This window comes from Pseudomonas sp. MPDS, from assembly GCF_013283895.1.
Lineage (GTDB): Bacteria > Pseudomonadota > Gammaproteobacteria > Pseudomonadales > Pseudomonadaceae > Aquipseudomonas > Aquipseudomonas rhizophila.
Map to the genome: position 1 here is coordinate 4,151,348 of NZ_CP054128.1, position 13,883 is coordinate 4,165,230.

Annotated in this window: 9 protein-coding genes and 2 pseudogenes; 5 read left to right on the top strand and 6 right to left on the bottom strand. The window is 52.5% G+C overall.

The window, feature by feature from the left end; all coding sequences use genetic code 11:
- Positions 1-375: 375 nt before the first annotated feature.
- From HQ912_RS18250 to tnpB, 4 genes and pseudogenes are all read left to right on the top strand, one after another.
- Positions 376-1,829, top strand: a pseudogene (locus HQ912_RS18250) (tyrosine-type recombinase/integrase).
- A gap of 366 nt (positions 1,830-2,195) precedes the next feature.
- Positions 2,196-4,766: an AAA family ATPase gene (locus HQ912_RS18255; protein ID WP_173407121.1), complete on the top strand. Its 2,571-nt coding sequence runs from the start codon at positions 2,196-2,198 to the stop codon at positions 4,764-4,766.
- A 219-nt stretch (positions 4,767-4,985) separates the two neighbouring features.
- Positions 4,986-5,303, top strand: coding sequence for an IS66-like element accessory protein TnpA (gene tnpA, locus HQ912_RS18260; RefSeq protein ID WP_173407122.1), 318 nt, complete (start codon positions 4,986-4,988; stop codon positions 5,301-5,303).
- A 77-nt stretch (positions 5,304-5,380) separates the two neighbouring features.
- Positions 5,381-5,602 carry an IS66 family insertion sequence element accessory protein TnpB gene (tnpB, locus tag HQ912_RS28150; protein ID WP_143521905.1) on the top strand — a complete coding sequence of 74 codons (222 nt, stop codon included), beginning with the start codon at positions 5,381-5,383 and terminating at the stop codon, positions 5,600-5,602.
- A gap of 43 nt (positions 5,603-5,645) precedes the next feature.
- Here tnpB and HQ912_RS18270 read toward each other — a convergent pair whose 3' ends face one another.
- Genes HQ912_RS18270 through HQ912_RS18285 form a run of 4 tightly spaced genes read right to left on the bottom strand, consistent with a single transcriptional unit; the run spans position 5,646 to position 11,398 of the window.
- Complete coding sequence (locus HQ912_RS18270) at positions 5,646-6,209, bottom strand: condensin complex protein MksE (RefSeq protein WP_173407123.1); 564 nt, start codon at positions 6,207-6,209, stop codon at positions 5,646-5,648.
- A complete protein-coding gene (locus HQ912_RS18275) occupies positions 6,193-7,599 on the bottom strand; it encodes a hypothetical protein (protein ID WP_173407124.1) in 1,407 nt (468 codons plus the stop codon). The genes HQ912_RS18270 and HQ912_RS18275 overlap by 17 nt, the downstream gene beginning before the upstream one ends.
- A complete protein-coding gene (locus HQ912_RS18280) occupies positions 7,596-10,547 on the bottom strand; it encodes a hypothetical protein (RefSeq protein WP_173407125.1) in 2,952 nt (983 codons plus the stop codon). The genes HQ912_RS18275 and HQ912_RS18280 overlap by 4 nt, the downstream gene beginning before the upstream one ends.
- The gene (locus HQ912_RS18285; RefSeq protein WP_173407126.1) at positions 10,547-11,398 is read right to left on the bottom strand and encodes a hypothetical protein; all 852 of its coding nucleotides are present in this window, start codon (positions 11,396-11,398) and stop codon (positions 10,547-10,549) included. Before HQ912_RS18285 ends, HQ912_RS18280 begins: the two co-directional genes overlap by 1 nt.
- A gap of 219 nt (positions 11,399-11,617) precedes the next feature.
- Between HQ912_RS18285 and HQ912_RS18290 the strand changes: the two are divergent.
- A pseudogene (locus tag HQ912_RS18290) lies at positions 11,618-12,465 on the top strand (IS5 family transposase).
- A 182-nt stretch (positions 12,466-12,647) separates the two neighbouring features.
- Here HQ912_RS18290 and HQ912_RS18295 read toward each other — a convergent pair.
- Together HQ912_RS18295 and HQ912_RS18300 are read right to left on the bottom strand one after the other, a co-directional pair.
- Positions 12,648-13,091: a hypothetical protein gene (locus HQ912_RS18295; RefSeq protein WP_313959875.1), complete on the bottom strand. Its 444-nt coding sequence runs from the start codon at positions 13,089-13,091 to the stop codon at positions 12,648-12,650.
- Entirely contained in the window at positions 13,072-13,713 is a 642-nt protein-coding gene (locus tag HQ912_RS18300) for a DUF6036 family nucleotidyltransferase (protein ID WP_260990041.1), read from the bottom strand. The genes HQ912_RS18295 and HQ912_RS18300 overlap by 20 nt, the downstream gene beginning before the upstream one ends.
- Between the last annotated feature and the right edge of the window lie 170 nt (positions 13,714-13,883).

The following is a 13,883-nucleotide window of genomic DNA, read 5'->3' on the forward strand; positions in this document are numbered from 1 at the left end:
CTTCCCGCCGTCGGGCTCTTGCACTGATACGTGTTGCCGGGGGAACGAAGGTCGAACGCCTATCGGATGGCAAAGCTACCGAGATCCAAGATATTTGTGGGAGTAAACGTGGCGTTTCCAGACATGAAAAAGCCCAACCTTTTCAGATTGGGCTAAGTCATTGAATAATATGGTCGGGACGGAGTGATTCGAACACTCGACCCCTAGCACCCCATCTCCTTTTTCATACTTCTCGAAAGCTTCCAAAATTTCACTTTGGATTTTTCCAAGCCAGTATTTACTTGAGCTCCAGCGGCGTTCTGCTCTACGAGAGTCCATTAACGTCCATCAAGAGCCGACGTTTTTGTGGGGGTAAAAGTAGGGGGAGTCCGTTTCATGGCCAAAATTACCATCAAAGAACTCGAGTCGCTGACCGCCAATGATGCCGGCCGCATCCTCAGGGAGGATGGCAATCTCACCGGTCGAATTTCCGTGCGTAAGGACGGTGTGTCGATCAGCTTTTTCTATCGGTATCGCTGGGGCGACCAGAACAAAGAGCACGCCTGCGGAACCTGGCCGCGCAAATCCCTGACGGACATCCGCAAGGCCCGCTACCAGGCACGTGCGCTCATCGATGAGCAGATCAATCCCAACGAACACAAGAAAACCGCCAAGGCACAGGCGCATGCCGCAACGAACGCAGAGGCCGAGCAAGTAAAAACGGTCAAGGTGCAAACGCTGACCGTCCAGGATCTGGCCAACGCCTGGCTGTTGGATGGCGTCGCGCGCAAAGACGGCAATGCCGAGTTGCAGTGCCGTTTTAACAAGGACCTATTCCCGGCACTTGGCAGGACAGCGGTGAACAATGTTTCCGAACACGATGTTCGGGCGCTGATCCGCACCGTGGTCAACCGCGGCGCTCACCGTCTAGCCATCAGCTTCTTCGCCGACCTCACCCAGATGTTCAACTGGTCCAGAAAGCGCCAACCTTGGCGGGCGTTACTGGTTGAAGGGAATCCGACTGAACTGGTCGACATCTCCCCTTTGTCCCTGCCGACTATGAAGCGGAAAGAAGCCGCATCCTTTCCCCGGCTGAGCTGTTGGAACTGCGCAACCGCTTTCAGCAAATGACTGCCGATTACGACGCCCTGCCCGCGGGGCAAAAATACGACGGCATTCGGCCGCTAAAGAAGGAAACTCAGCTCGCGCTCTGGATCAGCCTGGGCACGCTGTGCCGGATTGGCGAGTTGCTGCAGGCCGAATGGAAAAATGTCGATCTGGACCAGCAGACCTGGTTCCTCCCCAGCGAAAACGTCAAAGGTACCCGTGGCAAGAAACAAGACCACCATGTCGTCCTCTCGCCCTTCGCGCTGCATTTCTTTCAGGAACTCAAAACCTTGACGGGAGACTCATAATGGTGCTTTCCGAACAAGCAGGATGATGGGCATGTGGACATGAAAGTGGTGAGCAAACAGGTCGGCGATCGCCAGGCCCGGTTCAAAAACCGCAAAGCCCTCTTCAGACGGTGCCATGACGATACCTTGGTCCTTGCCGACGGCCAAAAGGGCGACTGGACTCCGCATGACCTGCGCCGTACGGGGGCAACCATGATGCAGGCTTTGGGGATCAGCCTGGACGTCATCGATCGCTGCCAAAACCATGTGCTGGCCGGTTCTAGGGTGAGACGCCACTACCTGCATCACGACTATGCCGAAGAGAAGAAACGTGCCTGGAATCTGCTGGGCGATCGACTCAGTGCTGTGTTGTCCTCCACCTACGAGCACCCACCGGCCGAGTCGATGATTTCTTTCCCAGCCTATACCGAGAATGGATTGCTACCGACTTCATAAGTCGGCATCTTCAGTACTGAGTAATCATAATTTCGTATGACATCGCCGAGCGCGCTATTTGGCTCGATTTCTGCCCATCATGACCGGCAAAAGTCGGCCAGCAGTTGCCAGTCGCACGTCTAAAAAAGTAGCGGCGATTCAGCCGCTGGCAACGAGCCAAAAGCAGGCACTCAACGCGTCTACTAAACCGGGGACGATTCACCTTGCGTAGTTAAACGAACTCCCACTTGTGCGGCAGCAACAGCGTAAGCCAGCCGAACATCATGGACGCAATGCGAAGACTGCAATTTTAAAAAGCGCGCGCTAAATTGCTAAGCTAATGGCACTCTGCTAGCGTCTCCTGACTTATAATCAGAAGGGAATCGTATGGACGCGCAGGGACAGGTACGCATCTGGCTACTTGAGCAGCCGGACTGGCTTCAGGAGGCTGCTGATCGGCTGCTTAAAAACGGTGATCTCACCCAGGATGACATTTCCCAGATTGCCGCACTGTTAAAAACGCCGCCAGGGCAGGCCGTCACGAAACATCGAACATTCGATGAGCTAACACACGCTCCAGCTGGCTCTGTGCTCCGATTGCGAAGTATTGCAGACGTCACAGGAATTGAGAGCCTTGGTCCCAGGGCGCCTTTAGACTTTGGTACCGGCAATTTAACGGTTATCTACGGGCATAATGGCTCCGGGAAGTCCTGTTACACGAGGATTCTGAAAAAAGCGACAGGCAAAGCTCGCGCCAGTGATCTCAAACCAAACGTTTTCCAAGCGGCTCCAGCTTCCAGCAAATGCACCCTCAGCTTTGAACTGGATCAGTCATCGGAAAGCGTTGAATGGCATATCACCCACCCCGCGATTGAACAATTACGGGAGATAGACATCTTCGATAGTGAAGAGGCGCTCCATTACCTGAAAAGCGAAAGCGCGGCCACGTACAGCCCGCCCATCATGGGTTTGTTTGAGAAGCTGGCCAATGCGACTGATTCGGTTAGGGACACCTTGCAGGCTGAACAAGATCAGCTTGTGAGCCAGCTCCCGGCTATCCCCGCTACCCTCAAAGACACGAGCGCCGGCAAGAGCTATCAAGGCCTTAGCGCGCTGGCACCATCAGCTGTCGATAATCTTTTACGCTGGACTCCAGAGAACGCAGGTAGTTTAGAAGCGCTCAATGAACGACTGAAGACCAGTGATCCCTCATCGCTTGCGAAACAGAAACGCGACACTTGCGTCCAAGTAACCAATATCGTCAAAGGCATCAAGATAGCCGTGGCGGCGTTCGGCGCTGAGCAGATCCAAACTATCCGCACTCAGCGATCAAACGCCCGTGACAAACGACGTATTGCGATCGAAGGCGCGCAGGCCAAATCAGCGATTTTAGAAGGCGTCGGTACGCCGACATGGAAAGCAATGTGGGAGGCGGCTCGCGCATATTCCCAAACGCCGTATCCGGACCAGCATTATCCAGTTACCGTGGACGGGCGCTGCGTGCTCTGCCATCAAGAACTATCGGCTGAAGCCCAAGATCGACTCAACGATTTCGAGCTGTTTGTACAAAGCCGCCTGGAAACAGATGCAAAGTCTGCCGAGCAAACTTACAGCGAAACTCTCCGTATGCTTCCTAACAGCCCGACGGAGGCCGAGGTACAGACGCAGTGCACTGCGGCAGCTTTGACCACGCCTGAGTGGATGGCAGCAGTGTGGGGCTTTTGGAGAGGTGTCGGAGAATCGAGGAAAGCCCTGCTGGATCACGAGCAGTCAGGCTTGGCGGGTACGGTCCCCGATGTAGCCGCGAATCTCCTTGTACTTGAACAATTCGCGCAGCAGCTGACTTTGGAAGCAGACCAATTCGATCAAGATGCGCTTCAGTTCGACAGGCCGAAAGCTGTCGCTGATAAAACCTCATTGGAGGCTAGCCAATGGGTTTCTCAGCAAAGTGAAGCAGTCAGGAAGGAACAACAGAGGCTCAAGGACCACAAGCTGCTCGACAAGCTGAAGACTAGTGCAAGCTCTCGTCGTATCTCTAACAAGGCAACCGAAATCTCTGAAAGCGTGGTTACCGAGTTGTACGTCAAGCGCTTCAATAATGAGCTGCGTGCTCTAGGTGCCACCCGAATTCAGGTTGAGTTGATAAAGACCAGAACCACTCGGGGTAGAGTGCTTCATCAACTCAAACTCAAAGCTCTCAAAAATGGTGATCACTCGCCTGACAAAGTGTTGAGCGAAGGTGAGCGTAGGATCATATCCCTTGCAGCGTTCCTTGCGGACGTTACCGACAAACCAGGTGTCGCCCCTTTCATTTTCGATGACCCAATCTCGTCGCTAGATCATGATTTCGAATGGAAAGTCGCATGCCGCTTAGCTGAATTGGCTAAAGAACGGCAGGTCCTTATTTTTACGCACAGGCTTTCGCTTTACGGAGCGATGGATGACGTTGCCAAGAAAGTTGGTGATTCTTGGAAGAAGGATAACTTCCAGCAAATGTGCATCGAGTCCTTTGGTGGAGCATCGGGACACCCTGCTGATCAAGCAGTGTGGAATAGCTCGACGAAGACCGCAAACAACATCCTGCTGACTCGCGTCAGGGACGCCAAGAAAGCGGGCGAAGATTCAGGTGCAACTGCTTACTATGCCTTAGCTCAAGGTATCTGTAGCGATTTCAGGAAATTGATCGAAAGGTCGGTTGAAGATGACCTTCTGTTTAAAATCGTCGTACGCCATAGGCGCGGCATTTCCACAGATGGTCGTCTGCCTGCCCTTCTCGGGATCACCCGTGAGGATCTTCAAAAAATTGACGAGTTGATGACCAAATACAGCTGCTTTGAGCACAGCCAGTCTGATGAGATGCCGGTACAAGCTCCAGAAGAGCCCGAACTGAAAGCCGACATTGAATCGCTCAAGCAGTGGCGAGATGACTTGGAAGGCCGAAGGAAAAAGGCAATTTAAACTCAGAAACCACGCAGAACAATCATCTGATTGCGCCGCTTGGCGAGCGGCGCAATCAACACGATTAACGGATTAACCATTCGCTGACGACGACTTGGGGTAACCATCCGGGCATCCCACCTTGCGCTGAGGTGTAAGCGAACGGTGAACACGCCTACCGATCTCCCAAATTAAGGGCGATGGTGCCCGCTTATTTTAAGCGGACGCGATAGCCCTTAAATGCGCCAACGAAGCTCTTACTCCAAGTCGTTCAAAGCCCAGGTTGTCCAGGAATGCCTGCAGCCCGGCACCTCCATTTCCAGCGTGGCCATCAGTCATGGCATCAATGCCAACGTGATCCGTAACTGGCTACCACTTTTCCGAGATCAACTACCCGCAACCCTGTCGGCGCTTGTTCCGGTAAAGGTCGCCCCGAAAAGGCAGGCCGAGTCACCGGTGATCATCGAGCTGCCATTTGGCGAGCACACCATCACGGTGAAATGGCCGTCTTCCGATCCCGAAGGATGTGTCAGTTTTGTCCGTGGACTTGCTTCGTGATCCGCATCGACGCAATTTGGCTGGCCACCGAACCGATGGATATGCGCTCCGGCACCGAGTAAGCGCTCGCCCGGGTCGTGGCTGTCTTCGGTGCGGCGCAGCCGCACTGTGCTTATCTCTTTGCCAACCGCCGAGGCAATCGCATGAAGGTGTTGGTGCACGACGGACTGGGCGTTTGGTTGGCGGCACGGCGTCTGCATCAGAGGAGGTTTTCCTGGCCGAGTAATCGGCATGGCGACCTAATGGAGCTGAATTCTGAGCAGCTCCAGGCATTGGTGGTATCTATGTCGAGGATGTGATGGAGGGTAAAGAAACCATCTACCAATTGATAAAGCCGGAAACTCAAGCCACCATAACTGCACCTGGTTCAGCATTACTGTACTTAAATACGTCGTCAAAGAACGCTAATCCGGCATGAGTCAGTACCAGATTGCCTTTTGCATTCCTGTAGGCGATCCCACGCTGCTCGAGATTTTTCCTAACTGCAGATGTAAGAGCCTCCCCTTTCATGTTGCTGGCAGACATGACATCTTGTTTGTCTTCTCCCTTCCCGATCTCCTCCATGATCCCATCAGACACACCAGCTTCCCCATCGCGCAGAATATCAAGCTGGTAGCCCTGTTCATGCAGTCCGCGAGCAAGGATCAACAGCAGAACCTGTATTTTCCTGACCACCTCGCTGTACTCCTCATCGCGCTCGACTGAACGGATGTAGATAAAGCCATTCCGCATCACCAACTCAAACCCGATGTTCAAGTACAAGTGCTTGTAGCTCTGATCGTAGTTATTGAGTATCTCTTCGAAGAGCAGGTTGGGTTTTATTTCACCATTCTCGTAGGTGTCTTTGTTGATCACCTTCCCCGACATCAACTCTTTGTAGATGGCTTGGCTAAGCTGTTGTCTCACTGCCCTGCTCCTCGATCCTCAATTTGTAATAGGTCAACTTCTGCCTGTCATCCTCAATCACCCCTAACTGGAATCGAGGGGTTAGCACGATGTCCTCTCGGTGCTTTAGCCAAGACACGCCTTCCACTAGGTCAGCAATTTCGTAGTCGCTGATCTGCTGGGCCAGATGTGCGTGAAGCGACGCATGGGCGTCAGGCCCGACCTGAACAGGCCACTCATCTATCAGCCTTCCAATTAGTTTTCGGCGCACGTCTGAAGCACGCCTGGCTTTGAGCACGTCCTCTCCAACCGGCTCAACAGACGTTGTTGTTACTCGGGTATTTTTGAGTGAATCCAGACTACTCCGCAGATGCTCCTGAAGGTGAAGCCAATGATCTACGTTGTGCCATTCAATCTTGCTATCGGCTCTCTGCCTCTTCATGCCTTTGAAGGTAGAGAAACGCTCCAGTACCTCATGATCTTTAGGGATGAGGTTGCCCCTTAGTTTCCCGTCATGGAGCTCCCGACAGGCAACTAGTAGATCGTTGAAAACACTCTCAACCTGGTCGTACTCACGACGCTGACGTTCATTCTGATGCACGTAGCGCTGCAGAGACTTGCTGATGACTTCCACGTCGTAGCGATAGGAGCGAATGGATGCCACTGCATAGAGAACCTGCTGACCCAATTTTGGCAACTTGGCATCGCGGAACATCTCGGATATCCGCAGCAAGGCAGTGAGTGCCGGCAGGCCTTTCTTCAGAGGTTCCCTCTCGTTGAGGAACTGCAATGTGGGGAGAACATGCCTACCGTAGATTCGGGTGATCGCCTGCAAAGCACCGCGAGCCTGCTTCACCTCGTCGAGGTTCTCAAGACTCATCACTTCGACGATCTCCGCCAGGCGAAGAGTCTGCCCTTGAAGACTGTCCACGTTCTCCTTGATCTTCCCTTGAGCGTAGCGGATGCGTTCCCGGAGTAGCTTAAGCTCATCCTCGAACGTGTCGTTCCCCTGCTCAATCACTGTCAAATCGCGAAGCTTTTCAAGACTATCATTGAAGCTGTCGCACAGCGCCTCAAGATCGGCGCTACTCAGCTGCCGAAGACGCGATCTATCAAAGTGGCGAAATAACTCGATCAAAAACGGGGCGAAGGCAATGACTCCTCGCTTGGTGTCATGGTGCAATATCAGGCTTGCTCGGACGAGGTTACGCACGTCGAAGGCCGCTTCAATTTTTTGCCGATCGGACTTACTGTCTCCCAGCGAATCAAGCAGCTTCATCACTTTGGACTCGTACAGGCGAGTTGACACTTCTTCGCCAGTCGAGCCTTCATCCATGATGTCGATAAGATCAAGAAAGATGTGCTTATGCTCGATCATGAGCATGACCGTTTTGTCTGCTGCAACGATCATCCGGCAGTGATCTCCGTAACAGCATCGGCGGGATCTTTCTTTGTTCTCAGCGACTCGCTTTCACCTGTGTAGATCACTCGACGTAAGTGGCTGTATGCCCTGTCGGTGGCGAGAAAATGCGAAAGGTCGATGTAATTTTCGATTACTTTCGCGATAGTAGACGTCGGCTCCGGCGTTGCCCCGAACAGCACGAACCCTTCTGACTCAGCGATGCCACGCGCAGCCTTCAGATTCAAGTGGCTCAGATTCGACAGCTCATCCATTACCAATGGCAAACAGATCTGTGTATTTGCAATCAGCAGCCTACGCAGAAGAATCGATAGCAGGCGGCAGTTAATCATTGCCGTAGTACCGTTGGATTGATCCTCTTCGGTGTACTTGTCATGCCCACGCTTGCGGTACCGATATCCAACCCGATCAATCAGTAGGCTCATATCCAGTGTGGTCCCCCGACGGCCACCGTTAACAAAGAACTCGGTACAGAAAGCTCGTAACCGTTCATACAAGCGCTTCTCGTGGAGCCCGGTTGTCATGAGGTTTATGGAATCAATATCGACCAACAGTTCTTCGAAATGGGGATTCAATACGCAGTAAATCTCGATCGCCTCGAGGTCAGACACAATGAATTCCGAGAGCTGGTCATCTACCTCTTTCTCGAACTCCTTGATCATCCTTCTGGCGTGTTTGATTTCGTCGATTTGAATAGAGGTATTCGAGTTATGCGCGGTGACCTTGGCCTGGTAGGTCTGCTGCTCACCTTCCAAGGTGCCAAACATCGCCGCGAAAGCTCTCCGACAGCTACGCATCCGACTCAAGTCATGGAAAGCATGGTAGCCAAAGTCTCTGCCCTCTTCGCCCAGTAAGTTACGTTTCAGCAGTTCATCCAAGGCCACTTGCAGAGCTTCTCTGCTCTTGGCTACCTCAGAAGCGAACTGGGAAATCTCCTTGATCTGGCTAGGGTGAAAGAAAGTATCGCGAGCTTTCAGCTTCATTTCGCGGATCGAAAGGAATCCTAAAGTGATCTCAGCTACGTTCCGGATCTGCTCAAGGTAATTGCGCAGATCTTCGTTTTCCTTCCTGACCCTGGCGAGCACTTCTTTTGCGCGCTCAACCTGTACCGCTAGGTCCTCCAGCTCGCCGGCGGCATCCGCCACACTCTCATGTAGCTTGGCCAACTCTACCGTCTGTTCCCCCACCTCAAGTTCCAATGCTTTCTGCTGCTCGCGCATGTAACCATGCCGACTGAGTAGTTGAACCTCTTCATCAGTTTCAATCCGCTCGCGGGTCAGCTTCTTGGCTTTATCCTTGGCCTGCTCAGCAGTCAATTTGCTGTCATCGTTTAGGCGCTGAATAAGGTCATCACAGTCCTTGATATCGTCATCCAGTTTGATCAGGTCTTGCTCGTGCTGCTTCCTTGCTCTGGTCGGGTCGAAAGACATGAAACCAAATGAGGTCTCCTGACTCAGGAAGCTGATGAAAGAACCTCGCTCCTGGAATAGGCAGCCAAACTCTTTGATGGCTTGCTTCTGGTCAGAGTTGAGTCGAGGAGTCAGCTTGGTGAACAGCGTCGAGTTCAAGCTACTCAGCACCGACGCACTGTGACGATCGACCTGCTCGAGAACAGTTTCCACATGTTCATCAAGAATTTTTCGGAGTTGGTCGCGCTGATGGGAAAGACTGTTCTTATTCCTGATCGCCTGGGCTAGTTGCTCAGCGCTCTGAACCTTGTTTGTCAGGGTCTCGATCTCTGCGGTCAACTCTGCGGAGAGATCGGATAAGAGCTCGCGGACCTCATGCTCTGTTGTGCCAGGGTAACGCCGAAGAATCTCGCTGACCTTGAATAGCTGCTTTTGGACACCGTCCAAATCCTTATGCCGGAGACTTAGTGCTCCAGCCAGCTTCAGATACTCAGCCTTGACCAGACCGTGGTGCTGTCTCTTAGCTGAGTGAGCCACATCAAGAGCCTGAGATCTCTCGGATGCTGCCTTAACATCATCAAGAATGCTGGACTGCCTATCAGCCAAGGCATGCTCAACATCGACGATACTCTGAACGATCAGTTCGGATTTCGTCTCAAACAGTTGGAACTGGCTATCAAAGCTCTCCCAAGACCTCCGCGCGCTTTCTATGTCCGCCAGGCGATCGCCTTCTTTTTTCAGGTTCTCATAGTCATCGAGGATCTCGCTCAGGCTGACACTCAGCTCTGCATTCTTCCGGTCCTTATCCCCTTCGATGATCGTGGCGATAGTATCCGGCAGAGTGCGGTTGTCCTTCGCCCCAATGTCGAAGGCCAGGTGGATTAGCATCTTCCAGGCGTCGATCTCGCGTGCTGTACCGCCATTCCTAAGAGGCAGCAAGCAGAATCGGCCCTCCTCACGATTAAGAGCCTGTTGACCGAAGAGCCGCTGGCGAATGACAGCACCGTCGTTCATTGCCTCCCCGCCCCGAGCTCGGAGATCCGAAAGCACACCAGAAAGTGAGATGCCGTCTATCGGTGCTCCCATGCCTCCATTGATGGGCGATTCAAGGTCCCAAAACAGGTGCTGGATATCGGTATATATGCAAGGTACTGCCATTCGGCCGTATGAGAATGGTCGATTCCCACGGTGCAGGACCAGGCAGAACGGGCCGTGCATGTTCTCCGCTTCGAGGATGATAAAGGAGTGATTTTCCGGGAAGTAGTAGCTGAAGCTAGCCCCAGTCGAGTAGTAGGTCCCGGCCGGCCCCTTGAAGGCGAATTTCTTGGAGCAGCTTTTGAAGTTCTCGTGTGGCAGCAAAAAAAGCTTCAATGCATTCAACATCGAGGTCTTTCCGAGGTTGTTCTGGCCACACAAAGCGGTGTGCTTGTCCACGCGGATTACAGTGTAGGCATAGGCAGCACTGTTAACAAAAATCAGCCTGTGGAATTTGTATGCGTCCTGAAACGCGTAGGAGTCGCTCAACATCATCAGTCCCTTGTCGTTGTCGACATCAAATAGGTTTCCTGCTCTAGCGCTTTTTGGCTGTCTCGCATAAGTCCGATCAGCTCATTGGTTTCCTTGGATAGACCAATAAACTCAAGGAGATCCTGTCTCGTTTGCTGATTGAGTGAGTATTTGGAAGCGGTTAACCGGCGGGCGATATCATCAGGGTACACAAACACTACCCGGTGCCCGTCTGGCAACCCTTTGAGAAGTGTTCGGTACATTATCAGCCCGCCTAAGTCGACATCAAAAAGGCAGTACAGTCTCTGATATTGGCTGAGGAATGGCATGTTCAGTCTGTTGGTGATCTGATTACCGGCGCTGAAGATGACGTCGAAATTTTCACTTTGCTCAGCTACTCCACAGTCGGCCAGGATGTCGACGGTCTGTTTGAGAGCTAGGAAGTTCTCGAGATTTTCCACCAGCAATGCCGCTGGTTGGAGAGTGTTAGGTGCTTCCCATCCATGCTTGCTCAGAAGAACCACGCTTGGATGAGGATGGAGCACGCTTCGTGTTATCAAAAGCGAGCTGCTTACTGCTGCTGCGTGGCTATTTCCATCGAAAGCAGCACCAATACGGCCCGTAAATTCTGATAGAGCGTGTTCACGAATCAGCTCCGCAAAGCGATCCTCACGCAGGACGGCCACCTTATAGCTGCTCTTTCCAATTTTCGACGCTGAAAACGTATCGAACAGATAGCCAGCACCCTTGCCATGCTTCTTCAATTCCTTAGCGAAAGCCTCAAAATTGATCGGCTGACCAGAGCTGATTGAGTTCAGATAGGTGTAGATCCTCGACATTGCATCCCTTGCGCTCTGCGAAACAAGTGAAACCATAAGCTCTCTTGGCCGTAGCATATATCGATTGTCGCGGCTAAGCGTATTCAACGAATACACTGCAGTCTTTTTGCTTGCTGGGCCTGCCTGGCGATTTCTTCGCCCACGATACAGAGAAAACGGGCTCTAGGTTCTGTACGAAATCCGCAGAAACCAATTTGAATTCCATAGCCGTTGAGATTCAGTAAAGTCCCCAACCATCAAAGGCAGGAGCCCACGATGGCCAAACGGTACGAACTCCCCGACGCAGCCTGGGATTTGGTTGCGGATATCTTCGAGGAACCACGTCGCAGCGGGCGCCCGCGAACAGATGATCGCTTGATGCTCAACGGCGTACTCTAGGTGCTTTGCTCGGGCGCCGCTTGGCGCGACATGCCCGAGCGCTTCGGCCTCTGGTCGACGGTGTATCAACGCTTTCGTGATTGGCGCAATCGCGGATCATTTGACCAAATGCTCAAGCGGCTTCACATCAAGCTCAACGAACAAGGGTTAATCGATCTTGAGGCCTGGATGATTGACTCCACCGCTGTACGAACAACCCGGACCTCTTCTGGTGCCGGGAAAAAGGGAGCCTGAAGAACCGCAAGAGCACGCGCTCAGGCGCAACCGGGGCGGCCTAACCACCAAGATTCACATGCTTTGCGATGCCAACAGCGTAGCAATGAAGTTTCTATTGTCGGGCGGACAGGCCAGCGATATTACTTACGCCCAGCCGTTGCTCGATCAAGCGTACATACCCAGCTTGCGCGGGCGCCCCCGCAAACGCTGCCGATGGTTGCTGGCGGATAAAGGATATGACGCAGAAGCGTTACGTCGGTACTGCGACCGGTATCGGATGCAACCGGTGCTGCGCAGCATGAAACGTAAACCTAAGCCGGGGGTTACCGAGGCTATTTGACCGTCCCAAGTACCGGCAGCGCAATATTATCGAGCATATGTTTGGCTGGCTGAAGGAGAACCGCCGCATCGTAACGCGCTTCGAAAAGCTCGCAAAAAGTTACGCAGCGATGGTTTCTCTGGCCTGTGCTATGCGGTGTTTACGACATTACTTTCCGCACAGAGCCTAGGATAAATCGCTATCAGTTTGAAGAGAGTGATTTCGTATGCTCGGGGTACCCTACAGGCAGGCCTGAGGCGCTTTGCGCCTCAGGCCTGCCTGTAGGGTACCCCGATCTACGCTTTTGTCAATTCAACAAAATTACACATGTAAAAAACCGACAACAAACGGCCAGTTTTTTACAGCACTCACTCAGCGCGCCGTTTGCATTTGTCGCTGGGTAGCCTCGAAATGCCTTGTCTGAAAGGGCATCAGCGCTTGAACTTTCAAGCCCAACCCCTTATCTAGCCCCCAAGACAACGCTAGTCGATCAACGCGGCCTTTTGTTGCAACGGCATGACTCTGCTTGTGAGATACAACAAGATTCAAAGCACGATTGGCCTCGGACACGCGAGAATCCGTAGCACATGTAAATTGAGTCAGTCGCTCAAACAGATAGCCAGCACGCCTAACCTCAACAGCGCTTCTGCGCTTACGCAAAAATGAGTTCAGTGCCGTTTCAAGGTTATCATTCGAGTACCAAAACGCACGAGCAGCTCTCACCAAGGCAGCGTCATCCGCTTGATCCAGAGGTTGCTTCGCCAGCCGTTCCAATTCAGTCGAGAGGACGGTGGCGCTATGGCGCTTCGTCATCATCGTGAGTCTCCAGATAATCCGCAATAATGCGCTTGAGGATCGAGCGTGGTGGTTCCTTGTTACCAACGTACACGTCAATAGCCTGTAAAGCCAGTCGATTCAGATCTGTGGTTAAGATTAGCCCCATCCGTAAGAGCTTTTCAATATCTTCGATGTCTTGCTCGGTAGCACGTCCGAGCTTCGAGATGGCTAGATCCAATGGGGCTGCAATGAAAATATGAATTGGAGAAGCGTCACCAAATTCTTCAAGGCGAATCGCACGATCGAGATAATCCTCATGAAGTGGCCCAAGCGTCGTATTGAACGTGAGATCGTAGTTCAGGGCAAGGGTTCGCCCTGCAGGATCGACGAACGACTCAGGCGTAGCCCCCAGACTTTCGATAAGCTCATCCTTGCTCAAAGATCGATCACAGTGAAAAATTTCGCCGTCAATATCTACCGAAACACGGTGATTGGTATACAGGTGTACCGCGACCCCACCAAAAATGATGATTTTCACAGCCCCCGGGGGATACTCCTCAAGCTCCTCTTGAACGCCTTTAAACATCGCCACAACTGCTTGCCCCAGCGGCTTGCTGGTATCAATGATGGCAGGAAGCACATCTGGAGCCTCTACAGTCACAGAATTCCCTCCCTGAAGGTCCCAATTGAAATTTAGAACGAAAATTGACACCACTAAACCAGCAATTCAAGCAGTGACCCCAAAAGACATTAAAAGCCAAGAACCTATTGGTAAGCAAAATCGTGTCAGATCGACACGTGATGCCTTACTCGATGCTCTAAGTGAGGGGA